Source organism: Streptomyces sp. NPDC107575, assembly GCF_055657265.1.
Genome location: NZ_JBVKBG010000005.1, coordinates 603,100 through 626,463, shown reverse-complemented (window position 1 = coordinate 626,463; position 23,364 = coordinate 603,100). Strand labels below are relative to the sequence as shown.

The following is a 23,364-nucleotide window of genomic DNA, read 5'->3' as shown; positions in this document are numbered from 1 at the left end:
AGTGGTTCGCGTCGGCACAGTGGGAGCCGTCCGCGGTGGTCCGAGCCACAGGGAGATGTCCGTTGGTGCCCGATGTCATGCGTTGCGAGCCGCTGTTCCGGCCGAAGTCCATTGCTGTGGTGGGGGTGTCGGCCTCCCAGGAGCTGTCATGGGGCCGCATCACCGTGCGGCGCCTGCTGTCCGGCGGATACGAGGGTGATGTCTACGCCGTCACCAGGGGAGAGCTGACCCTGCCGGGCGTACGGACCGTCGGATCGCTCGCGGAGATCGGGCACGGTCCTGACCTCGTCGTCCTCGCGACCCCCGCGGCGACCGTGCCCGGACTGCTGCGCGAGGCCCGCGAGGCCGGTGCGGGCGCGGCGGTCGTCTACGCCTCCGGCTTCGCGGAGGAGGGCGACGACGCGCTCCAGGACGAACTGCGCGCCGCCGCCGGTGACATGCCGGTGCTCGGCCCCAACTGCCTCGGCCTGGTGAGCCGCCCGGCCGGAGTGCAGGTGTCCACGACGGTGTTCCTGGACCGCGAGCGCGGCGAGCCGGGCCCGGTCGCCATCGTCACGCAGAGCGGCGCGGTCGGTTTCGTCCTCGCCGACCTCCTGGAGCGGGCGGGCCTCGGGTACTCCTACTACGCCAGCGTCGGCAACGAGGCCTGCCTGTCCGTCGGGGAACTCGGCGGCCATCTGCTCGCGCAGCCCGACGTCGAGGTGCTGGTCCTCTACCTGGAGGGGGTTCGCGACGCGGCGGGCCTGCGCGAACTGGGGCGCCTGGCAAGGGAGTCCGGGAAGACCGTCGTCGCGCTGACCGTGGGCCGCAGCGCCGCGGGGCGTCGGGCCGCCCTCTCGCACACCGCCGCCGTCGCGGGCGACCACCTGCTGCTCGCGTCGCTGTGCCGGCAGGAGGGCATCCGGCTTGTGACCGACGACGACCAGTTGGTGGACGCCGTGCTGTGCGCCCGCCGGGGCATCAAGCTCCCGCCCGCGCCGCGGCTCGCGGTCCTCACCATGTCCGGTGGCGCGGGCGGTGTGCTCGCCGACAACCTGACGGCGATGGGCGTCCGCGTCCCCGCGCTGTCGGCCGAGACCCGGCGCCGGCTGGCCGAGATCGGAGGGGTGGAGGCCACCGACGCGAACCCCGTCGACCTCGGCGGCAATCTGTTCCGGTGGATGGACCGCGTCGAGGACCTCCTGGGTGTGCTCGACGCGGACCCCGAACTCGACGGCGTCGTCCTGTACTTGACGTTCGGCGACCTGTTCCCGGAGGCGTACCACCGGCTCGCGCGGGCGGCGAAGTCGATGCGCACACCGGCCTGGTTCGTATGGGCGTGCGCGCCCTCCGGCGAACTCGAACGGCTCGGGATGCCCGAGACGGTGCTGGGCAGCATCGGCGCACTGCTGCGGCGGCTGCGCGTCCTGGTCCCGGATGCCGCGCCGCCCAGGGCGGTGCCGCACCAGCGGTCCGACGCGGAGCGGTGGGCCTGGTCCGAGCTGCGGTCCGCGCCGCTGACCGAGGCGGCGGGCATCGCGCACGTCCCCACCGTGTCCGCCCGGAGCGCGGACGAACTCGTCACCGAGGTGCGCGGCGCGGGTTGGAGCGGGCCGTACGTCCTCAAGGGCGACGCCGCCGATGTCCCGCACCGGGCGCGGCACGGGCTCGTACGCGTCGGGGTGGAGAACGCAGAACTCGGCGCTGAAGCGGGCGAGTTGGCGCAGCAGTTGGACACGGTGTCCACCGATCCCGGCCGCCGTCTGGTGGCCCAGCCCCTCCTGGAGCACACCGCCGAACTGGCCCTCGGCGCCACCCACGACCCGGTCTACGGCACCGCCCTGCTGCTCGGCGCGGGCGGAGACCGGGCCGAGGACCCCGCGGCGCCGCGCCGCGGACTGCTGCTGCCGGCCACCGACGACCAGATCCGCGAACTCGCCGACTGGGCCGCCTTCGTACTCGACGCGCCCGCCGAGGCGACCGCGCAGGCCGTCACCTCCCTGACCCGGCTGCTGGACGCGCACCCCGGCATCGAAGAGGTCGACATCAACCCGCTGTGCGTCGTCGGCGACCGGCTGATCGCCGTCGACGCGCTCATCACGCACCACGAGGAAGAAGGAGCCCGCAAGTGACCGACGACCTGCTCGAATACGCCGACCGTGTATGGCGCGGCGAGGCAAGCACGAAGGTCTACCACTCCGGCGAGCTGCGCCGCGAAGGACTGCGCGAGGTCGCCGACGGGGTGTGGATGTGGCCGGCCTTCGGCAACGTCTACCTGTTCCCCACCTCCGACGGCCTGTTCTGCTACGACACCGGGGAGAAGCGCACGGCGGCCGATCTGCACGCCGCCGTACGGGCCCGCACGGACGCCCCGCTGCACACCGCCGTGTACTCCCACGGACACATCGACCACGTCTTCGGAGTCGCCCCCTTCGACACCGAGGCCGCCGAACGCGGCGCGCCCCGCCCCCTGGTCGTCGCGCACGAGAACACCCCACCGCGCTTCCGCCGCTACGCCGCGACCGCCGGCTACAACGGCGTCATCAACCAACGCCAGTTCCAGCGGCCCGACTTCCGGTGGCCGACCGACTACCGCCACCCCGACCTCACCTACTCCGACCGCACCGACCTGCGCGTAGGAGACCTCGACGTACGGCTGCGGCACGCGCGCGGCGAGACCGACGACGCCACCATCGCGTGGCTGCCCGAACGCGGCATCCTGTGCTGCGGCGACTTCTTCATCTGGTCCTCGCCCAACCCCGGCAACCCGCAGAAGGTCCAGCGCTACGCCCTGGAGTGGGCGCAGGCCCTGCGCTGGATGGCCTCCCTGGGCGCGGAGATCCTGCTGCCGGGCCACGGTGTGCCGATCGTCGGAGCCGAGCGCATCCGCACCGCGCTCACCGACACCGCCGACTTCCTGCAGACCCTGCACGACCAGACGCTGGCCGCCATGAACGCCGGGGCGACCCTCGACGAGGTCGTCCACGAGGTCACCGCGCCCGCCGAACTGCTGCGCAAGCCGTACCTCAAGCCGTCCTACGACGAGCCCGAGTTCGTCGTCCGCAATCTGTGGCGGCTGTACGGGGGCTGGTACGACGGCGACCCGTCCCACCTCAAGCCCGCCCGCCGCAGTGAACTCTCGCGCGAGATCGCCCAGTTGACGGGAGGCGCCGACCGGCTCGCCGAACGGGCCCGCGAACTGCTCGCCCGCGGCGAACACCGGCTCGCCGGCCACTTCGCCCAACTCGCCGCCGACGCCGCCCCCGACGACAAGGACGCACACGCGGCCCGCGCCGAGGTCTTCGCCGCCCTGGAGAAGGCGGCCACGTCGACGATGGCCAAGGGCGTCTACGCCTGGGCCGCCGCCGAGTCCCGCGCCGTCCTCGCGGGCGACGACCTCGACAGCCAGTTGCGCGCCCGGACCGCGGGCCGTACCCGGTGGGCCATTTGACGAAGGAGTGAAGGCGTGAACGTCCCCTCCGCACACCCCGTTTCCGCCACGACCGGCACGAGAGCCGACAGCCGCCCGCAGTCCCGGGAGCCAGGACACCGCAGCCCCCGGCGCGCCTGGCTGGTGACCTTCCTGCTGCTGGTCTTCATGCTGATCAACTTCCTCGACAAGGCCGTCCTCGGCCTGGCGGCGAAGCCGATCATGCACGACCTGGGGCTCAGCCCCAGCGAGTACGGGCTGCTCTCCAGCGGCTTCTACTTCCTCTTCAGCCTCTCGGCGATCCTCGTCGGCTTCGCCTCCGACCGCGTGCCCACGAAGTGGCTGCTCATGGCGATGGCCGTGGTGTGGGCGCTGACCATGCTGCCGGTCCTCGCACCCGTCGGATTCGGTGTCCTGCTCGCCAGCCGCGTGGTGCTTGGCGCGGCCGAGGGCCCCGCCAACCCGGTCGCCATGCACGCCGTGCACAAGTGGTTCCCCAACGAGAAGCGCAGCCTGCCCACCGCGCTGCTCAACGTCGGCCCCGGCATCGGTGTGGCGCTCGCCTCCCCGCTGCTCGTCGCCGTGATCTCCGCGTTCGGCTGGCGGTGGGCGTTCGTGTCCCTGTTCGCGGTCGGTGTGGTGTGGGCACTGGTGTGGGCCGTGCTTGGCAAGGAAGGCAGTGTCTCCGACGCTGGGTCCCCGCACGCCGAGTCTCCGCACACCGGGACACCGGCCGCCGACGAGCCGCGCGTCCCGTACCGGCGCATCCTGCTCAGCGGCACCTGGCTGGGCGGCTTCGTGGGAGCCTTCGCCGCCTACTGGGCGCTCGCCCTGCTGATCGCATGGGTACCGCCCTACCTGGAGACCGTCCTCGGCTACAGCGCGGCCACCACCGGCACGCTCGTGGTGCTGCCCTGGATCGCCACGGCCGTGTTCAACCTCGGGCAGGGCGTGCTCACGCAGTGGCTGATGCGGCGCGGTGTCTCCAGCCGCATGGCACGCGGTGTGCTCGGCGGGGGCGGCATCCTCGTCGCGGGCGCAGCGATGTTGCTGTTCCCGATCGCGCCCGGCGGCTGGCCGCAACTGGCCCTGCTCACCGTCGCGTTCAGCCTGGGCGGGATCCTCTTCGCCATCGGTGTGACCGTCACCAGCGAGATCACCCCCACCCGCCAGCGCGGCTCCGTCCTGTCGATCACCGTCGGGATCGTCACCACGGCCGGCCTGCTCGCGCCGTACGTCACCGGACTCGTCATCGAGGCCGCACCGGACCCGGCCGCCGGCTACGGCCTGGCGTTCAGCGCGGCGGGAGTGCTCATGCTGATCGGCGGCCTGCTCGCCGTGATCTTCGTACGCCCGGAGCGCGACGCCCGCCGCCTCGGCCGCACCCACCCGTGAAGACCAGAACCGCCCCGTACGAAGGAGCGTCGACCGTGCTCACCACGAAGCCCGAAGACAACCCCCTGCTCGGCTCCCGCGAGGTCCACGTCGTCGCACCCGGCGTCTACACCATCGGCCTCCAGGGAAACAGCCTCGCCGTGGAGACCGACGAGGGACTGCTGGTCATCGATTCGGGACCGGCACCCGCCGTCGTCCCCGAGGCCCTGGAACGGCTGCGCGAACACACCGACAAACCGGTGCGCTGGATCGTCTACAGCCACGGCCACCTCGGCTACAACTACGGAGTACCGGGCTTCCTCGACGCCGCCGCAGAACGCGGCGAGCCCCGGCCGACCGTCATCGCCCACGAGAACGTCGTCCGGCGCTACCGCCGGTACCTGGAGACCGCCGGACTGCAGAACCACATCAACACCCGCCAGTTCCGCAAGAGTTCGGCGGCCTTCCCGGCCGTGCCGCCACTGACCTTCCCCGACCAGACGTACGGCGAGTCCCTCACCCTCGGCAGTACGGGACGCACCGTGCGGCTGCTGTGGGCTCCGTCGGAGACCGACGACGTGACCGCCGTATGGCTGCCGCGGGAACGGATCCTGTACGGCAGCGCCGCCGTCATCAACGGCATCCCCAACATCGGCACACCGATGCGCACCATGCGCGACACCGTCCGCTGGGCCGACACCCTCGACCGGCTCGCCGCCCTCGAACCCGCCACCGTGATCCCGGAGTTCGGGCCGGTGATCCGCGAGGGCGGCGCCGAGCAGCTCACGGCGACATCGGCGGCCCTGCGCTGGCTGCGCCGCGCGGTCGTCGACCGCCTCAACGAGGGCAAGGGGGCGGACGACATCGTGCACGAACTCGACTACCCCGCCGAGCTGTTCGACGTCCCGTGGATGCGGGAGAACTACGGCCACCGCGAGTACATCGTCCGGGACATCGTGCGCTCCGAGACCGGCTGGTGGGACGGGAACCCGACGACCCTGCACCCCGAGCGGCCCGCCGTCGCCGCGGCGGCCCGCGCCGACGCGATCACCGACAAGCAGGCGGTGCTCGACCGCGCGGCCCGGCTGCGGGACGAGGGCCGGGTCCAGGAGGCGCTGCACGTCGTCGACCTCCTGCCCCTGGCCCCCGGGGACGCCCCCGAACTCGCGGTCGCACGCGAGCTCAAGAGCGAACTGTGCGCCCTGCGGGCGAAGGAGGCTACCAGCTACGTCTCCCGCAGCTTCTACCGGACGACGGACTGACCCGCTGGTCAGCCGAGCGTGACCCGCACCTGCACCGGCAGATGGTCGCTCGGGTACTGGCCGTCCTTCTGGTACGTGTTGATGGCCACGGAGTGCACGGTCACGCCCGGCGTGGCGAGGATCCAGTCGATGCGGTCGCCGTCCGGGACCAGCGGCTTGTAGCCGTGGAACGTGGCATAGAGCTTGCTGCGCACGGCGGCCGCGTCCCAGGTGTCCCTGAGGCCCGTGGCGAGAAGCTGGTCGTATACCGGGTTGCCGTGCGCGGCCACGTTGAAGTCGCCCGTCATCAGCAGCGGCAGGGAGGAGTCGAGCGCCGCGACGCGCGAGGCGATCAGCTCCGCCGACTTCACGCGGGACAGCTGGACCTGGTGGTCGAAGTGGGTGTTGAGGACGTAGAACTCCTTGCCGCCCTCGGTGAGATCGGCGAAGCGCACCCAGGTGGCCATCCGGATCACCGAGTTGCCCCAGCTCTTCGAGCCGATCAGCTCCGGGGTGTCGGAGAGCCAGAAGTGGTCGAACTCGACGGGCCGCAGCCGCCGCGTGTCGAAGAAGACCGTGGCGAACTCGTCCCGGCTGCCGCCCGCTCTGCCCGTGCCGATCCAGGCGTAGTGCTCGCCCAAGTCGGCGTGAATGTCCTGCAGTTGGTGGTACAGGCCCTCCTGGGTGCCGATGACGTGCGGGCGTTCCTTGCGGAGCAGTTCGCGCATCACGGGGCGGCGGTCGGCCCAGGAGTGCGGCGAGGTGTCGGAGGCGTAGCGCAGGTTGAACGTCATGACGTGCAGGCGGCCTCCGCGGCCCGGGGTCGCGGCGCCCGCGGGCGTGGCGGCGGTGGTGGTCACCGCCGCCGTGGCGGGCAGCGCGGCGGCCACCGCGAGTGCGGCGCGCAGCCCGTGGCGGCGGGTGAGGCGGGGGTGCTCGGTCATGGGTCCTCCCGGTGCGTCGGTGGCAGGGCAGGGGCCCACGATGGCGAGCTCGGGTGAGGCGGAGGTGAACGGTCGGCGGCGGTGGGTGTGACGTCTGTGGGCCCTTGACTCCTTTGTGCCCAAGGGGTGTTGGAGTGATGCAGAGGGAGGCGGGCTAGCCGCGGGGCGGTGCGGCGGCCTGGGAGCGGGTGGCCGCCAGGCTGGCGAGGAGCTTGAGGCGCTCCTCGGATGTGGTGCCGGGTTCCGCCGAGTAGAGCGTCAGGTCGTGCACGGCGCGGCTGGCCATCGGCAGGTCCAGGGAGAGGTAGGAGAGTTCCAGCTCGCCGACGTCGGGGTGGCTCAGCCGCTTGAGGCCTTCGTGGCGGATGCGCACATCGTGGGCGGCCCACTGGTCGCGGAACTCGGTGCTGAGCGTGGACAGTTCGCCGATGAGCTCGCGCAGCGCCCGGTCGTGCGGCTCGCGCCCTGCCTCCGCGCGCAGCAGGGCGGTGGTCGCGACCGCGGCGGCGTCCCAGTCGACGAAGAACTCCTGCGACCCGGGGTCGAGGAAGATGTAGCGGGCGATGTTGGGCCGGCCCTGCTTGTCGGTGGTGGCGCTCTCGTACATCGGTGTGTGCAGGGCCTTCGCCAGTGCGTTGTGGGCGATGACGTCCTGGCGGCCGTTGCGCACGAAGGCCGAGGACATCGTCATCGAGTCGAGCATCCACTGGACGCGCGGCGGCACGGCGACGTCCTTGCGGCGGGACGGCGCCCGGCGGGCGGGCTTGGCGGCGCGGGCCAGGTCGAACAGGTAGGTGCGCTCGTCCTCGTCCAGTTGCAGGGCCTGCGCGACCGCCGCGAGCACGTCCTCGGACACACCTCCGATGTGGCCCTTCTCCAGTCGCGTGTACCACTCGGTGCTGACACCGGCCAGCACGGCGACCTCCTCGCGCCGCAGCCCCGGGACGCGCCGCCGGGCGCTGGTGGGCAGCCCGGCCAGCTCCGGGGTGATCTTGGCGCGTCGGCTGGCGAGAAAGTCCCTGATCTCGCCGCGGTGGTCGCTTCCCTCGTCCATGCGTTCCACGGTAGCCACGGGACGCCGCGGAGGGAGGTCGAGCTTGTACCCCCTATAAACGCGACCTTCCCCACCTGCGCAAACATCGATTTCGTGGAGTCAACACACGGCAACACGGCAACACCGCGAGACCGCACTGTGACACCCCACGGAGTTGATGCATGAGTACGCGAGGAGGAACCCTCCACGCCCCCGCCGACGGGCGCCCCGACCGCTTCGAGCGGCCCGCGCCGCCCGCCCGGCTCCCGCTCGTCGTGTACGTGCTGGCGATGGGCACGTTCCTGATGGGCACCACCGAGTTCGTGGTCGCCGGACTGCTGCCCGAGATCGCCGGAGACCTGCAGGTCGGCGTGGCGCGGACGGGGCTCCTGATCACCGTCTTCGCCGTCGGGATGATCGTGGGCGCGCCGCTGATGGCGATGCTCACGCTGCGGCTGCCCAAGCGGCTCACCCTGATGCTGGCCCTGGGCGTCTTCGCCGTCGGTCACGTCGTCGTCGCCCTGGGCTCCAGCTTTCCGCTGCTGCTTGCGGCCCGGTTCCTGACCGCGCTGGCCACCGGCGCGTTCTGGGCCGTGGCCAATGTGGCCGCCGCGCATGCCGCGGGACCGGCCGCGAGCGCCCGCGCCCTGGGCCTCGTCGGGGCCGGAGCCATGCTGGCCAATGTCGTCGGCGTACCGCTGGGCGCATTTGCGGGACAGCTCATGGGCTGGCGCGGACCGTTCTGGGCCCTCGCGGTGCTCGCCGCGGCGGCCGTCCTCCTGATCGCCCGCACCGTCCCGCAGGACGGACCGGACCAGCACGCCGGATCGATCCGCTCCGAGCTGTCGGCGCTGCGCTCCGGCCGCCTATGGCTGGTGCTCGCTGCCTGTGCCACCACCACCGGCGGGGTCCTGGCCGCGTATTCGTACATCGCACCGCTGCTGACCGGCCGGTCGGGGCTCGCCGCCGGGTACGTACCGCTGGTCCTGGTCGGCTTCGGCCTCGGCGCCCTCGCGGGCTCGCTGGTCGGCGGCCGGCTTGGCGACCGCCGACCGCACGCGGTGAGCGTCGTCGCCCCGGCCGGGGCGACACTGCTGCTGCTCGCGATCTGCCTGCTGGCGGACTCGGCCCCGGCGACGGTCGTGCTGGTCGCCCTGCTCGGCTTCTTCGGCCTCGGCGCCAACCCGGTCCTGATCGCCCTCGCGGTCCGCTGCGCCGGCCGGGCCCCGGCCCTCGCCTCCGGCCTCACCGTCGCGGCGTTCAACCTCGGCACGGCCGTCGGATCCTGGGCGGCCGGGCTCTCGCTCGACGGTCCGCTCGGCACGACGGGACCCGCGGTGGTCGGCACGGTCGTCGCCGCGCTGACTCTGATCCCCGCGATCATCATGGGTCTCACGAGGCCCCGCGGCCAGGCGGCACGGGCCTAGCGGCCTGCCGCCGCCCCCCTCACACACACCGAATCCGAACAAGGAGATCCACCATGCGTGGAGTAGTCATGCACAACGCCGGCGACGTCCGAGTGGAGGACCGCGAGGACCCGAAGATCCTCGAGCCCACCGACGCGATCGTGAAGCTGACCGCGAGCTGCATCTGCGGCTCGGACCTGTGGCCGTACCGCGGGATCGAGCCCGTCGACCACACGCTCATGGGACACGAGTACGTGGGCGTGGTCGAGGAGGTCGGTGACGCGGTCGAGACCGTGAAGCCCGGGGACTTCGTCGTCGGCTCGTTCGTCATCTCGGACAACACCTGCGAGATCTGCGAGGCCGGGTTCCAGTCCAAGTGCGTGCACGCCGAATTCGTGCACGGCGGGATCGGTACGCAGGCCGAGAAGGCCCGCATCCCGCTGGCCGACGGCACGCTCGTGGCCACGCCCGGGCAGCCCGACCCGGAGCTGGTCCCGGCCCTGCTGGCCGCCTCCGACGTGCTGGGCACCGGGTGGTTCGCCGCCGTCGCCGCGGAGGCGGGTCCCGGCAGGACGGTGGCGGTCGTCGGTGACGGCGCGGTCGGGCTGATGGCCGTCCTCGCCGCCAAGCAGCTGGGCGCCGAGCGGATCATCGCGATGTCCCGCCACCCGGAGCGGCAGAAGCTGGCCCGATACTACGGGGCGACCGACATCGTGGAGGAGCGCGGCGACGAGGGCGTGGCGAAGATCAAGGAACTCACCGGCGGCCTCGGCGCCCACTCCGTCGTCGAGGCGGTCGGCACGCAGGAGTCCTTCATGCAGGCCGTGGGCGCCACCCGCGGCGGCGGCCACCTGGGCTACGTCGGCGTCAACCACGACGTGCAGATCCCCGGCATCCAGCTCTTCTTCGCCGGCATCCACACCCTCGGCGGGCCCGCGCCCGTACGCCGTTTCCTCCCCGAGCTGATCCAGCTGATCTGGGACCGCGAGATCGACCCCGGTAAGGTCTTCGACCTCACGCTGCCGCTGGAGCAGGCGCCCGAGGGCTACAAGGCGATGGACGAGCGCCGGGCCACGAAGGTCCTGCTCACACTGTGAGCGACAGGAACGCCGCGACCATCGACGGACGGAGCACATGCCCATGTCCCTGATCCTGGTGACGGGAGCCTCCACGGGCCTCGGCCACGCGACGGCGAACGCGCTGGCCGGAGCCGGACACGACGTGGTCGTCCACGCCCGCACCCCGGACCGCGTCGCCGCGCCGTCCGGGGCGGGTCGGTGGGCGGGTGCGATCACCGGGGACCTGTCCGAAGCCGAGGCGGTCCCCGAAGTCGCCCGGCAGGCCGCCGAGTTCGGCCGCTTCGACGCGGTCGTCCACAACGCGGGAACCATGCACACCCCGGAGGCGGCCACGGTCAACACGGTCGCGCCGTACGTCCTGACGGCCCTGATGGACAAGCCGTCCACGCTCGTCTACCTGAGCAGCTCCATGCACCGGGACGGTTCCACCGACCTCACGCGGCTGACCGACGGCACGGCCACGTACAGCGACACCAAGCTGTGGGTGACCGCACTGACCCTGGCCCTCGCGTCCCGCTGGCAGGGCACGAGCGCGCACGCCGTCGACCCGGGCTGGGTCCCCACCCGGATGGGCGGCCGGTCGGCCACGGACGACCTGACGGCCGGTCACCGCACCCAGACATGGCTGGCCACGCACGCCACCGTCACCCCGCCCACCGGCGGCTACTGGTACCACCAGCACACCCAGGACCCGCACCCGGCGGCGCGGGACCCGCGCTTCCAGGAGCGGCTGCTGGGGGCGCTGCGGGATCTGACGGGGGTCGAGCTGGGCTGAGTGCGGCCCGGCTAGCCCGTCCTAGTTCGGAAGTCGCAGGTCGGAGGTCGGTCGACAGGAGTGGCATGACACCACAGGGTGGGCGATGTGATGTCTCGTGACTTCGATGTGGACACGTTCCTGCGGCAGCCCCTCACCGCACGCCTCGCCACCAGCGGCCCCACCGTCCGCCCCGTCTGGTTCCTGTGGGAGGACGGGGCGTTCTGGGTTCTGATGGGGCCGTGGGCCCGGTTGTTCGACCGGGTGAAGGACGACCCTCGGGTCGCGCTCGTCGTCGACGAATGCGATGTAGCGACGGGCCGGGTCCAACAGGTGATAGCCCGCGGGCGGGCCGAACTCGTACCGTTCGACGTGCCGCGAGGCCGCCGCAAGCTCGCCCGCTACCTCGGAGCGGACGAGTCGCGGTGGGACGAGCGATTCCTGGGCTACCTGTACGACGAGCCGGGCGAACGCGGCACGGTGTGGCTGAGGTTGAGCCCCGAGTCACTCACAGCCAAGGACCTCAGCTATGACGCCGCCGCGTCCTGACCTCGGACCCGCGGCGTCTGCGACATACGGCCGGCCCTGGACCGGGGGCTGCGGTCCAGGGCCGGTGGAACAGGTGGCGGATCAGTAGATGTTCGCCGCCACGTCCGCGCCGTCCTCCCGGCCCGCGTTGATCTGCGCGCGCAGCGCGATCTCGTCGTAGACGCGGACCTCCTTCACGATGCGGCCGTCCTGGATCGTGAACTGCGAGACACCGAGCATCGTGACCGGCTTGCCGGTCAGCGGGCCGAAGGCCGGGATGCCGCGGTACGTGCCGTGCATCGTCCAGGTCACGGCCACGCGCAGACCCGCGTACCGCTCGGCGTGGTGCGTCTGGACGTCCAGGACGGCGAAGCGGGCGTCGGGGAACGGGCCGACCATCTCCAGCAGGTCGGCCTGGTACCGCTCCGGGCGGATGACGGTGCGGTCGCCGATGGTGTGCAGGAAGAGGTCGCGAGCCATGTAGTCGTTGACCTTGTTGAGCTGGCGCTGCGACCAGACCTGCTCGATGAAGTCGAGGACCATCTCGCACTCGGGCCGGAAGTCGTCGGGGCGCGGGCCGCTGACACCCTCTGCCAGGACGTCCTTCGGCGGGTCCTCGGTCATCGACCCGGTGTACCCCTGGAACTGGAGCTCGCGCGCGGCCTCGTCCGGGTCGATGCCGAGCTGCAGGCAGTCCGCGAGGTCGTCGCGCACCACCCACTCCTCGACCATGCGGCCGCGCCGGTAGAGGCAGTTGGCGACCGTGCGCTTGCGGACGCGGACGTTGCGGCCGTCCACGAGGTGCTCGTCGGCGGAGAAGACGAGGTGCGAGCTGAGGAACGCGTCGTCCCCGCGGGCCTCCCACACCACGTCCTCGGCCTGACCGATGTGGCCCGGCACGGAGGCCATCCGCATCGTGCTGCCCTCGATCACGCCGTCACGGCCCACGACCGTACCGAGACTGGCGTGGACGATCGAGTCGGGCTCGTAGTTGTCGACGATGTGGGCGATGTCGCGCTGGACCCAGATGCGGTCGGTCACCTCGCGGATGAACTCGTCCGGGTCGTTGTAGGGCTCGTACGCGACGGGGTCAAGGGCCATGGTGCTTCTTCCGTTCCAGTGCGGTGTGAATGCGTATGTAGCGTGACTGATGTGCGGGGTGTCAGGCAAGGGGTGCCGGACCACGGGATCAGGCCGGCTGCGGGGTGTCCTGGCGGGCGAACTTGTCCGCGCCCAGCTCGCTCCGGTACGTCTCCGTCATGAAGCTGCTGACGACGACGAGGGCCAGTACGGCGCCGGCGGCCAGGTAGGCCCACACGGCGTAGATCGTGTCGAAGGTGCTGACCAGCAGCGTCGCGACGAACGGGGTGATCCCCATGAAGATGGAGAACGAGCTGTTGTACGCGATGGCGCTGGCGCTGAACCGGGTGCGCGTGGAGAAGAGCTCGGCCGCGCAGACCGTGACGATCACGGTGAGGAAGAACTCCGGTACCAGGTAGATGAGTTGGCTGACGATCGCGGCCCCGAAGGTGCCCCGGTCACCCACCCAGAACGCGAGCGGGACCAGGACGATGCAGGCGATGGCGCCCGAGATGAGCATCGGCTTGCGCCCGATCCGGTCCGAGAGCTTGCCGGCCAGCGGCAGGAGCGGGATGAGCACCGCGATCGAGATGGCGTTGGACGCCAGGCCCATCCAGCGGGGCAGGCCGAGGGTGTCCGTCAGGTACTGCGGATAGAACGTGACCCAGGTGTAGGACAGGATCGCGCACATGATGGAGATGCCGCAGTAGACGAGGATGGGCCGCCACTGCGAGCGGAGCGCCTCGCGCACCGGCGACTTGACGACATCGGTGCCGTCCTCGGTGGCCCGCACGAACTCCGGGCTCTCCGAGATGCGGCTGCGCATCCACAGGCCGACCAGGCTGAGCGGGACCGCCAGCAGGAACGGCATCCGCCAGCCCCACGAGTCCAGCGCGGGCCCCTCGAAGACCCAGCTGGTCAGCGCGGCGACACCGGCGCCGGCGAGCGTGCCGACGAAGCAGCTGTTGGAGGCGTACGAGGTGTAGTACGCGCGCCGGTTGGGCTCGGCCCACTCGACGATGAAGGCGACCGCTCCGACGTACTCGCCGCCGGAGACCACGCCCTGCACCACGCGCAGCATCAGCAGCAGGATCGGCGCCAGGATGCCGACCTGGTGGTACGTGGGGAGGACGGCGACGAGGGCGGTGGCGGCGCCCATCGCCACGAGGGTCCACAGCAGCGTCTTCCTGCGGCCCACCCGGTCGCCCCAGCGGCCCAGCAGGGTTCCGCCGAGCGGCCGGACCAGGCAGGCGATCGCGATGATCGCGTATGTGCCCAGCACGGCGACGGTCTTGTCGCTCTCGGGGAAGAACGCCGGGGCCATGATCGGGGCCATGTAGCCGTACAGGCCGTAGTCGAACTGCTCGACGAAGTTACCGATGCTGCCCGCGCCGATGGCTCGGCGAATCGCGCTCCGCTTCTCCGCCGCTTCGGGGGCGGACGCGGGGGTTGTGCGGGGTGGCGCTGCAGAGGACATGGCTGCTCCGATCGCGCGGCGAATGAGGGGATGAGGAGTATGCATACGTATGAACCAAGGCTGAACGCTAAGGTTCCGGGGGTGGTGCGTCAAGGGCTGCGGCACGGGCGTTGGAGGTGTGTTACGGCCCCGTGGGCCGGGCGAGGGAGCTCATGGTGTCCATCAGCACCTGCGCCATGTTGAAGAGGATCAGGCGGGCCCCGGACTCCTCGGCGGCCCGTGCCGCCGCGAGGTGGGGGACGATCGTCATCACGGTGCGGCCGTGCTCGGCAGTGGCCCGGTGTGCCTGCCGGACCAGGTCGTCGACGACATCCTGTGCGGGGAAGCCGCAGTCCGCCGCCAGATCGGCGGGGCCCACCAGGACCGCGTCCACACCTTCGGTGGCGGCGATCTCGCCGGCCGAGGCGCAGGCACGCCGTGTCTCGATCATCGGGACGACCAGCGTCTCGCGGGACGCGGCCACATGCTCGGCCGCGCCGACCGTGCCGAACCGCCCCGACCTGCTGTACGTGGCGAAGCCCCGCTCGCCCCACGGCGGATAGTGGCTCACGGCGACGGCCCGCCTGGCGTCCTCGGCGCCGTCCACGTGCGGATGGACGAGCCCTGCCGCGCCCAGGTCCAGGCAGCGCAGCGCCAGTGCAGGCTCGGCGGAGCCCACCCGTACCAGCACGTCGATGCCATGGGCCTCGGCCGCCATGATGTGCTGCTGAAGCAGCGCCGTGTCCGCCGGCCCGTGCTCGCAGTCGATGAGCACATAGTCCAGACCGGCGACGCCCGCCATCTCCACCAGCGTCTCCGAGGGCAGCCGCAGCAGCGCGCCGCGCAGCGGAACGCCGTCCGCCAGACGCTGTTTGAGGCTGCGGCGCGGTGCGCGTGCAACGGTCATCGGGCCACCATCCCCGCCGACAGGTCGACATCGGCGCCGCACATGCCACGCATCCGCAGCATCGCGCTCACCGCCTCGCCGACCTCCTCCTCGGTCACCATCCGCCCGAGCGCGGCACGCGACACGAAGGCCTCCTCGGCCTCGGCGTAACTGCTGCCCGTGCGCTCCGCCTCCAGGCGGAAGTTGCGCTCCATGCGCGGCCCCGACACCGGCCCCGGGGACAGGGAGTTGACCGTGACACCCTGCGGCCCCACCTCGCCCGCCAGCGTGGTCGTCAGGCCGATGACCGCCATCTTCGACGCGCAGTACGGGGTGCGCCGCAGCAGCGGCCGCTTGCCCGACACCGAGGCGAGGTTGATGACATCACCGGAGCCACGCCGCGTCATCGCGGGAAGGAACGCCCGGCACATCAGGAACACACCACGCACATTGATGTCGAAGACCTCGTCCCAGTCGTCGGGCGCGATCTCCGTCAGCGGCGCCACAGGGCCTGCGATGCCCGCGTTGTTGACCAGGACGGATATCTCCTCGTCCGCGAGGGCCGAGGCCAGCGCCTCGACGTCCGCGGCCCGCGACACGTCGCAGACCTGGGGCTCGACCCCCGGCCCGAGCTCGTCGGCGGTGCGCTTCAGTGTGTCCCCGTCGCGGCCCGTGATCACCACACGGGCGCCGTCGGCCAGCAGCGAGCGGGTGATGGCACGGCCCAGGCCGCTGCCGCCCCCGGTCACGAGCGCAGTCCGTCCGGCGAGGGGCGTACTGGTGCGGTCGGTCGTCATGCGCCGGCCTCCTCGTTCCACTCCAGCGTCTTGGCGCCGTACTTCGCGGCGCGGACGTCACCGGAGCGCGCGTGCCCCTCGAAGAGCTCGACGCGGGCGGCGCGCCCGCACACCTCACCGAGCAGCGCCGACGAAGCGGTGTCGGTGACTTCCTGGTGGGTGACCGTCTTGAGGTACTTGCCGACCCACAGACCGCCCGTGTAGCGGGCCGCGCCGCGGGTGGGCAGGACGTGGTTGGTGCCGATGACCTTGTCGCCGTAACTGACACATGTGCCCTCGCCGAGGAAGAGTGCGCCGTAGTCGCGCATCTTGTCCAGTGCCTGCCGCGGGTTCTCGGTCAGCACCTCGACGTGCTCGCTGGCGTACGAGTCGGCGATCTCGAAGGCCTTGTCGAGGGTGTCGGCCACGACGATCTCGCCGTGGTCGCGCCAGGCCGGCTCGGCGAAGTCCTTCGTCGGCATGCCGGGCAGCAGCCGCTCGATGTGCCGCTCGACCTCGCGCCCCAGCTCCTCGGACGTGGTGACGAGGACGGCGGGGGAGTCGGGCCCGTGCTCGGCCTGGGACAGCAGGTCGACGGCGACCACGAAGGGGTCCGCGTGCTCGTCCGCGATCACCAGGATCTCCGTGGGCCCGGCGAACAGGTCGATGCCCACCTCGCCGAACAGCTGGCGCTTCGCCTCGGCGACATACGCGTTGCCGGGGCCCGCCAGCATCGGCACGCCGCCGATCGTCTCGGTCCCCACGGCCATCGCCGCGACGGCCTGGACGCCGCCCAGCAGGTAGATCTCGTCGGCGCCAGCCAGGTGCATCGCGGCGACCGTCGCGGCCGGGATCTCGCCCCGGATGGGCGGGGTGCAGGCGACGACCCGGGGCACGCCCGCGACCTTGGCGGTCACGATCGTCATGTGGGCCGAGGCGGTCAGCGGGTAGCGGCCGCCGGGAACGTACGCGCCGGCGGCGGAGACGGGGACGTGCCGGTGGCCGAGCCGGACGCCGGGCAGCGTCTCGATCTCGACGTCGAGCATCGAGTCCCGCTGGGCCTGGGCGAAGGTACGCACCTGCTCCTGCACGAACCGGATGTCGTCCAGGACCTGCTCCGGGACACCGGCGACGATGCGCTCGATCTCCTCGGAGGACAGCCGGAACGACTCCGGGCCCCAGTTGTCGAACTTCTCGGAGTACTGGCGCACCGCCTCGTCGCCGCGATCGCGGATGTCGTCGAGGATGGCGCGCACCCGGTCGGCGACGTCCGCGCGGGCGGCGGTCACCTGGGCGGCGGGGACGGGGGACTTGAGGTGTCGGGGCATGACGGCTCTCTTCGACTCGCTTCGTTGGATACGGGATACGGGGACGGGGTGTCAGATGGCGGGGACCGCGGCGACCAGGTCCCGCAGTGCCGCGGTCACGGCGTCGGGCCGCTGCCACGGCACGAGGTGTCCGGCGTCGGGCAGTTCGCGCAGGTCGCAGTGCGGAAGGGCCTCGGCGATGGCGTGGTGGAAGGCGGGCGGGCAGAGGGTGTCCCGGCCGCCGGAGAGGACGACGGAGGGGCAGTGCGCCGAGCGCAGCGCCGCGAACGCGTCGGCGCGGGTGTGCTGTGCGGCCAACTGGTCACGAGCGTCCGAAGGGCCCACGGCCCGCGCCATGCGGCGGTAGCGCTCGGCGTCCGCCGGCGACCAGCGGCGGTCGGGGAACATGTCGGGCAGCGTGCGCTCGACGACCTCCGCGAACCGTCCGTCGGCGACGAGCGCGTCCAACTCCCGCCAGGCGGCGTGCTGTTCGGGGCGAGGGGCGGCGGCGTTCGTCGCCATCACACACAGTCCGGCCACCCGCCCGGGGGCCCGCCGCAGCGCCTCGAACCCGACGATGGCGCCCAGGCTGAGCCCGACGAGCACGAACGGCCCGTCCGCCGCGGACAGCACATCGTCCGCGAGCGCGCCCACGTCCGGCCGTCGCAGCGCGACATGGTGGACGGCGTGGCCCTCGGGGAAGGCGACGTCCGACCACAGGCTCGCGTCGCAGAGCATGCCGGGGACCACGACCAGGGGCAGCGGCACGCCGGTCACCAGCGCCGCGCGGAGCGGGGGAGCAGCGCGTACGGGGCCACGTACCCGTTGTGGTCCAGGCCGAGGCCTGCGTCGGCGGCGGCCTTGAGGACCTCCTCGTCCCACTCCAGGCGGACCCGGCCGTCCCCGGAGTTGACCACCAGGAGGTCGCCCTCCTCGTCGCCGACGTTGCGCAGCGTGCGCCAGGCGTTCTGCGGCACCGACAGCATGTCGCGCGGGCCCAGGCGCACCGCGACCGGGTCGGTGCGGTTGAGGGTGACCTCCCACTCGCCGTTCTTGACGATCAGTGTCTGGGTCTCCTGCTGGCGGTGCTGCGAGACACCCTGGCCGGGCTCGGCGCGCAGCCAGGCGAGGTTGTGGCCGTGCGGGTTGAACACGCGCGGCTCCTGGTGCGGGTCCTCGGTCATGCCGTAGCCGATCACGCAGCTCAGGCGCGCGCCGCCGCCCGGCAGGCCGCTGTCGATGAAGGGGTGCTCGGACCATACGAGTTCGTCGGCGGCGGCCACCCGGCGCTTCATCTCCTCGGCGCTGTAGTGGCGCAGCCGGTCGATGTGCTCCTGCGCCATCGGCGTGACGCGCTCGGACTCCGGCGGGAGCTCGTCCCCCGTGACGGTGTCGACGAGCTGGTTGTCGGCGCTGAGGTACAGGCCGTGCTCGGCCGCCTCGCGCAGGACCGAGGGTCCCCAGATGATGCCGCCGGTGCGGTCCATGCCGAGCACGGTGAACAGCCAGCCGTCGTCGGGGCCCGTGTTGGTGAAGCCGCGGAAGATCCAGGTGGGCACGGACACGATGTCGCCGGCCCTCAGCGGAAGCTCGCCCTCCGTGCCGTCGGCGCCCCAGCGCAGCAGGTACTCGCCCGCGGTGCAGATGAACACCTCGGCGGTGTAGTGCAGGTGCAGGTTGTTGGTGATGCCGTGCGGCATGGCGGCGGCGCCGATGTTGTAGCCGTGCGGCAGCCGCAGGTTGACGTGCTGGCCGGAGGACTGCGAGACGCCCGGCCCGATCATGGCGTAGTTCTCCTTCCGGTCCGAGCCGGGTGTGCGGCAGTCGATGAAGGCCTGGTTGCAGGAGACGAAGTCGCTGCGGCGCACCGTGCGGCGCTCGAGTTCGGGTGTGGACACGACGACATCGGGCATGGGGGCTCCCTGGTGGACAAGCATGAATGGAATACGTATGCATTCCCATGACAGGCTCCGGAGGCGTGACCTGTCAAGGGGTTCGAAACGAATTTCCACACACTCAACGGGTGCGGTGCGATCAAGGAATCCGGAGAAGACATACGTATACGACCTCGCGTACGTATACTGTCCGGGCCGCGGGTTCCGGTTCGGGCTCCGGGTGGTACGAGGTGTCGAAGAGGAGAGAGAGTCATGGCGATCACGAGTCACGACGTGGCGAAACTCGCGGGTGTCTCGCAGCCCACGGTGTCCCGCGCCCTGCGTGACGACCCCCGTGTCTCCCTGGCCACCCGCGAGAAGATCAAACGGGCCGCGCAGGCGCTCAACTACGTACCCAGCGAAGCGGGCCGCACGCTGTCCACCCGGTCCACCCACCGGGTCGGCGTCATCGTGACCGACATGACCAACCCGTTCTATCCGCACGTCGTCGCGCCGCTCCACGACGAACTGGAGCGGCTCGGCTACCGGATGATGCTGCTCACCGAGCGCTCCGACGAGGCGGTCGCCGAGGAGAAGCTCCTTGACCAGTCGCTCGACGGCGTCGTCCTCGCGACCGCCACGACCGATTCGCGGCTGCCCGCCCTGCTGGAGCGGCGCGGCATGCCCTATGTGTTCCTCAACCGGGACACCGGCCGGCCCGGCGACTTCGCCTCCGTCGTCGACAACGAGGGCGGCGGACGCCTCGTCGCGCAGGAACTGGTCGGGCTCGGCCATCGCCGCATCGCGGGCATCTTCGGCGCGGCCAACACCACGACCGGCCGCGACCGCGAGCTGGGCTTCCGGCTGGCCCTGGCCGACGCCGGCATCGGGCTGCCGGACGACCGCGTGGTGCGCGGCGCGTTCGAGTACGAGACCGGGTACGCCGCGCTGCCCTCCCTCCTCGACGCGGCCGAGCCGCCCACCGCGGTCTTCTGCGGCAACGACGTGGTCGCCATCGGTGTGCTCAACGCCGCGATCGCGGCGGGCGTCAAGGTGCCCGACGACCTCACCGTCATCGGCTTCGACGACCTGCCCATGGCGGCCTGGGAGGTGTTCCGGCTGACCACCGTCCGCCACGACCTGAGCGAACTCGCCTTCCAGGCGGCCCGGTTGCTGGCCCGGCGGATCGCCGGGGAGGTCGACGCCGACGGCGAACGCCTCGTCCTGCCGACCCAGTTCGTCCCCAGAGCCACCCACGCCAGGGCCCGCTGAACCCTTACGACCCGGAGGCCACGCGGACGGGTTCGGCGGTGTCCGCCCGAGCCGCCCCAAGGCGTCGCTGCCGCACCACACCCACGGTGGCGAGCACCGCGGCGAGCCCGAGCGAGAGCCACAACTCGAGCCGGTGGCCCGGCAGTACGGCCATCAGGACCAGTACCCCGGCGATAAACGCGATGGTGGCCAGCGTCAGATACGGGAAGCCCCACATGCGTACATCGGTCGGCCGCTCGCCCTTGCGGCGCACTGCGTACTGCGTCAGCGCGATGACCAGGTACATCATCAGCGCGATCGCCCCGCTGGAGGCGATGAGGTACGAGAACACGTCCGGCAGCAGATAGTTGGCGACGACCGCGGCGATGCCGACGACCGTGGAGGCGAGGACTGCGTTGCGGGGCACACCCTGCGGCGACGTACGGGCGAAGGCGGCCGGGGCGTCACCGCGCCCCGCCAGCGAGAACAGCATCCGTGAGGCCGTGTAGACCGCGGAGTTGAGGCAGCTGCACACGGCGACCACAAGGACCACGTCCATGATCCGGGCGGCGCCCGGGATGTTCATCCGGTCCAGGACCGCCTGATAGGAACCGGCCCCCAGATCGTCGGCGTTCCACGGGACGAGACAGACCACGACGAGGATCGAGCCGAGGTAGAAGAGGCCCAGGCGCCACACCACCGCGCGGATCGCCTTCTTGATGTTCTTGCGCGGCTCCTCGGACTCGGCGGCCGCGATGGTGACGATCTCGCTGCCCTGGAAGCTGAACATCGCGGTGAGCAGCCCGGCCAGGATCGCCGTGACACCTTGCGGGGCGAAGCCGCCGTGGCTCCACAGGTTCGAGACACCATGGGTGTCGGAGCCGGGCAGCACACCGAGGATCGCGAGTGCCCCGAGGACCAGGAACGCCACGATCGCGACGACCTTGATCAGCGAGAACCAGTACTCGAACTCGCCGTAGTTGCGCACCGCCAGCAGATTGCTGCCGGTCAGCACGAGGATCACCGCGAGGGCCGGTATCCAGCTCGGGATCGAGGTGAGCCCCGCGATCACCTCCCCGGCGGCGATGGCCTCGATGGGGATGACCAGGATGTAGAACCACCAATACAGGTAGCCGATCGAAAACCCGGCCCAGCGGCCCAGCGCCCGGTCCGCGTACGTGGAGAAGGAGCCCGTGTCGGGGTTGGCGACGGCCATCTCGCCGAGCATCTGCATGACGAGCACCACCAGGGCGGCCGCCAGCAGGAACGACACGATCACGGCCGGACCCGCGGTGGCCACGGCGGCCGACGAGCCGACGAAGAGACCGGCGCCGATCACCCCGCCGATGGAGATCATCGTGATCTGGCGGCCCTTCAGGCCCTGGGTGAGCGCCGCGCCCGCGGCGGGGGACGGCTCAGGAGGTGGGTGTTGCATATGAGGATCCTTGGCTCGCGGACGAGGTGGGAGCCACGCCGCGCCTGAACGGCACGCAGGGTCCCGGATGAAGGGTGGGCCGGGGACGGACGCCGATGACGGCATCGTCCCCGGCCCGGTGGTGGCAGGAGCGGTCAGAGCTGCTCGCGCAGTGCCGCCGGCACGTCGTCGAACGCGCCCGAGGTGCGGCCGATCTCGTCGATGCGCAGCGTCGCGGTCGCACCGTGGGCCGCCAGGCCCTCGAAGGCGGAGATCCGCTCGACGGCCGGGGCGAGCGCCGCCGTGCCCTCCTTCGCGGCCCGCTGGTACGTCAGCGGCTTGAGGAACCGGGAGACCGACAGACCGGCGTTGTACCGCGCGGTCTTGCCCGTCGGCAGCACGTGGTTGGTGCCGGCGATGCCCTTGTCGGAGTACGCGACGGTGGACCACGGCCCGATGAACAGCGAGCCGTAGTTGGTGAGGTTCTCCAGGTAGAAGTCGTCGTCCTCGGTGTGCACCTCGAGGTGCTCGGGCGCGATGACATCGGCCACGGCGACGGCAGCGTCCCGGTCCTCCACCACGATGACCGACCCGAAGTCGCGCCAGGCCGGACCCGCGATGTCACGCGTGGCGAGGGTGGCGAGCTGGCGCTCCATCTCCGCGACGACGGCCTGCCCCATGCGCTCGGACGTGGTGATCAGCGCGGCGGGGGAGTTGGGCCCGTGCTCGGCCTGGCCCAGCAGGTCGGCCGCCACCCACACCGGGTCGGCGCTGTCGTCGGCGATGACCGCGACCTCGGAGGGCCCCGCGAGCAGGTCGATGCCGACCTGCCCGAACAGCTGACGCTTGGCCTCGGTGACGAACGCGTTGCCCGCGCCGACCAGCATGTCCACCGGAGCCTCGCCCAGCAGGCCGAAGGCCATCGCGCCGAGCGCCTGCACACCGCCGAGGGCGAACACCCGGTCGGCGCGCGAGAGATAGGCGCCGTACAGCACCGCGGGGTGGGCCCCGTGCTCGCCCGACGGCGGGGTGCAGGCCACGACCGTAGGCACACCGGCCGTCTTGGCGACGTTGACCGTCATGAACGCGCTGGCGAGCAGCGGGAACCGGCCGGCGGGGAGGTAGGCGCCGACGCGGGAGACCGGCACGTACCGCTGGCCGCCCCTCACGCCGGGGGCGAGCTCGATCTCGAAGTCGGTCAGGTGCTCGCGCTGCGCGGCGGCGAACCGGTGGGTGCGGTCGTAGCCCATCTCCAGGGCGGTGCGGACGTCCGGCGGGAGTGCGTCGCCGGACTTCTTCAACTCGGTGGCGGAGACCTCCAGTTCGCCGGACCAGCCGTCCAGCTCCTGGGCGTAGGCGCGCACCGCGTCCATGCCCTTGTGCTCGATCTCCGTCAGCATCTCGGAGACGCGCTCGACCACCTTCGGGTCGCGCTGGGCGGGCGGTCCGTCGGCGGACGGCTTCTTGAGCCACTTGAGGGGAGGGAGGGCCTGGGCTTCGTCGTGCGTGATCTGCATGGCGAGGACGCTAGACCGACCGCTGCCACAGGACT

20 protein-coding genes are annotated in these 23,364 nt (G+C 71.5%); 9 read left to right on the top strand and 11 right to left on the bottom strand.

The annotated features are described in order from the left end of the window. Positions 1-65: 65 nt before the first annotated feature. Genes ACZ7L4_RS27580 through ACZ7L4_RS27565 form a run of 4 tightly spaced genes read left to right on the top strand, consistent with a single transcriptional unit; the run spans position 66 to position 6,045 of the window. Positions 66-2,111 (top strand): acetate--CoA ligase family protein, encoded by a 2,046-nt coding sequence (locus ACZ7L4_RS27580; RefSeq protein WP_472106654.1) that lies wholly within the window; start codon positions 66-68, stop codon positions 2,109-2,111. Further along, positions 2,108-3,430: an alkyl sulfatase dimerization domain-containing protein gene (locus ACZ7L4_RS27575; RefSeq protein ID WP_472106652.1), complete on the top strand. Its 1,323-nt coding sequence runs from the start codon at positions 2,108-2,110 to the stop codon at positions 3,428-3,430. The genes ACZ7L4_RS27580 and ACZ7L4_RS27575 overlap by 4 nt, the downstream gene beginning before the upstream one ends. A 15-nt stretch (positions 3,431-3,445) precedes the next feature. Continuing rightward, the gene (locus ACZ7L4_RS27570; RefSeq protein ID WP_472106650.1) at positions 3,446-4,804 is read left to right on the top strand and encodes an MFS transporter; all 1,359 of its coding nucleotides are present in this window, start codon (positions 3,446-3,448) and stop codon (positions 4,802-4,804) included. A gap of 35 nt (positions 4,805-4,839) precedes the next feature. Further along, entirely contained in the window at positions 4,840-6,045 is a 1,206-nt protein-coding gene (locus ACZ7L4_RS27565; RefSeq protein WP_472106648.1) for an alkyl sulfatase dimerization domain-containing protein, read from the top strand. An 8-nt stretch (positions 6,046-6,053) separates the two neighbouring features. Here ACZ7L4_RS27565 and ACZ7L4_RS27560 read toward each other — a convergent pair whose 3' ends face one another. Both ACZ7L4_RS27560 and ACZ7L4_RS27555 read right to left on the bottom strand, forming a co-directional pair. Beyond that, complete coding sequence (locus tag ACZ7L4_RS27560; RefSeq protein WP_472106646.1) at positions 6,054-6,968, bottom strand: endonuclease/exonuclease/phosphatase family protein; 915 nt, start codon at positions 6,966-6,968, stop codon at positions 6,054-6,056. A gap of 154 nt (positions 6,969-7,122) precedes the next feature. Then, positions 7,123-8,022, bottom strand: a complete 900-nt coding sequence (locus ACZ7L4_RS27555; RefSeq protein ID WP_472106644.1) for a helix-turn-helix transcriptional regulator — start codon at positions 8,020-8,022, stop codon at positions 7,123-7,125. A gap of 161 nt (positions 8,023-8,183) precedes the next feature. On the opposite strand from ACZ7L4_RS27555, the gene ACZ7L4_RS27550 reads away from it, so the two are divergent. The 4 genes from ACZ7L4_RS27550 to ACZ7L4_RS27535 all read left to right on the top strand — a co-directional run bounded on the left by ACZ7L4_RS27550 (position 8,184) and on the right by ACZ7L4_RS27535 (position 11,789). After that, positions 8,184-9,428, top strand: coding sequence for an MFS transporter (locus ACZ7L4_RS27550; protein ID WP_472106642.1), 1,245 nt, complete (start codon positions 8,184-8,186; stop codon positions 9,426-9,428). Positions 9,429-9,481: 53 nt separating this feature from the next. Next, positions 9,482-10,504, top strand: coding sequence for a zinc-dependent alcohol dehydrogenase family protein (locus ACZ7L4_RS27545; RefSeq protein WP_472106640.1), 1,023 nt, complete (start codon positions 9,482-9,484; stop codon positions 10,502-10,504). Positions 10,505-10,547: 43 nt separating this feature from the next. Continuing rightward, positions 10,548-11,261 carry an SDR family NAD(P)-dependent oxidoreductase gene (locus ACZ7L4_RS27540; protein WP_472106638.1) on the top strand — a complete coding sequence of 238 codons (714 nt, stop codon included), beginning with the start codon at positions 10,548-10,550 and terminating at the stop codon, positions 11,259-11,261. Between the two features lie 90 nt (positions 11,262-11,351). Continuing rightward, positions 11,352-11,789 (top strand): pyridoxamine 5'-phosphate oxidase family protein, encoded by a 438-nt coding sequence (locus tag ACZ7L4_RS27535; RefSeq protein ID WP_472106636.1) that lies wholly within the window; start codon positions 11,352-11,354, stop codon positions 11,787-11,789. 81 nt (positions 11,790-11,870) lie between these two features. Here ACZ7L4_RS27535 and ACZ7L4_RS27530 read toward each other — a convergent pair whose 3' ends face one another. The 7 genes from ACZ7L4_RS27530 to ACZ7L4_RS27500 all read right to left on the bottom strand — a co-directional run bounded on the left by ACZ7L4_RS27530 (position 11,871) and on the right by ACZ7L4_RS27500 (position 19,186). Beyond that, entirely contained in the window at positions 11,871-12,869 is a 999-nt protein-coding gene (locus ACZ7L4_RS27530) for a nuclear transport factor 2 family protein (RefSeq protein ID WP_472106634.1), read from the bottom strand. Between the two features lie 88 nt (positions 12,870-12,957). Next, on the bottom strand, positions 12,958-14,325 hold the full coding sequence (locus ACZ7L4_RS27525; protein WP_472106632.1) for an MFS transporter: 1,368 nt from the start codon (positions 14,323-14,325) through the stop codon (positions 12,958-12,960). Positions 14,326-14,446: 121 nt separating this feature from the next. Then, positions 14,447-15,211 (bottom strand): HpcH/HpaI aldolase family protein, encoded by a 765-nt coding sequence (locus ACZ7L4_RS27520; RefSeq protein ID WP_472106630.1) that lies wholly within the window; start codon positions 15,209-15,211, stop codon positions 14,447-14,449. After that, positions 15,208-15,987: an SDR family NAD(P)-dependent oxidoreductase gene (locus ACZ7L4_RS27515; RefSeq protein WP_472106629.1), complete on the bottom strand. Its 780-nt coding sequence runs from the start codon at positions 15,985-15,987 to the stop codon at positions 15,208-15,210. Before ACZ7L4_RS27515 ends, ACZ7L4_RS27520 begins: the two co-directional genes overlap by 4 nt. After that, on the bottom strand, positions 15,984-17,294 hold the full coding sequence (gene hisD / locus ACZ7L4_RS27510) for a histidinol dehydrogenase (RefSeq protein WP_472106627.1): 1,311 nt from the start codon (positions 17,292-17,294) through the stop codon (positions 15,984-15,986). The genes ACZ7L4_RS27515 and hisD (ACZ7L4_RS27510) overlap by 4 nt, the downstream gene beginning before the upstream one ends. A gap of 51 nt (positions 17,295-17,345) precedes the next feature. After that, a complete protein-coding gene (locus ACZ7L4_RS27505) occupies positions 17,346-18,041 on the bottom strand; it encodes an alpha/beta fold hydrolase (protein ID WP_472106625.1) in 696 nt (231 codons plus the stop codon). A 5-nt stretch (positions 18,042-18,046) separates the two neighbouring features. Beyond that, positions 18,047-19,186, bottom strand: a complete 1,140-nt coding sequence (locus tag ACZ7L4_RS27500; RefSeq protein ID WP_472106624.1) for a cupin domain-containing protein — start codon at positions 19,184-19,186, stop codon at positions 18,047-18,049. A gap of 234 nt (positions 19,187-19,420) precedes the next feature. Between ACZ7L4_RS27500 and ACZ7L4_RS27495 the strand changes: the two genes are divergently transcribed. Then, the gene (locus ACZ7L4_RS27495) at positions 19,421-20,419 is read left to right on the top strand and encodes a LacI family DNA-binding transcriptional regulator (protein WP_472106622.1); all 999 of its coding nucleotides are present in this window, start codon (positions 19,421-19,423) and stop codon (positions 20,417-20,419) included. A 4-nt stretch (positions 20,420-20,423) separates the two neighbouring features. On the opposite strand, the gene ACZ7L4_RS27490 is transcribed toward ACZ7L4_RS27495, so the two are convergent. Both ACZ7L4_RS27490 and hisD (ACZ7L4_RS27485) read right to left on the bottom strand, forming a co-directional pair. Then, positions 20,424-21,833: an amino acid permease gene (locus ACZ7L4_RS27490; protein ID WP_472106621.1), complete on the bottom strand. Its 1,410-nt coding sequence runs from the start codon at positions 21,831-21,833 to the stop codon at positions 20,424-20,426. A gap of 134 nt (positions 21,834-21,967) precedes the next feature. Then, positions 21,968-23,329 carry a histidinol dehydrogenase gene (hisD, locus tag ACZ7L4_RS27485; protein WP_472106619.1) on the bottom strand — a complete coding sequence of 454 codons (1,362 nt, stop codon included), beginning with the start codon at positions 23,327-23,329 and terminating at the stop codon, positions 21,968-21,970. Positions 23,330-23,364 lie beyond the last annotated feature (35 nt).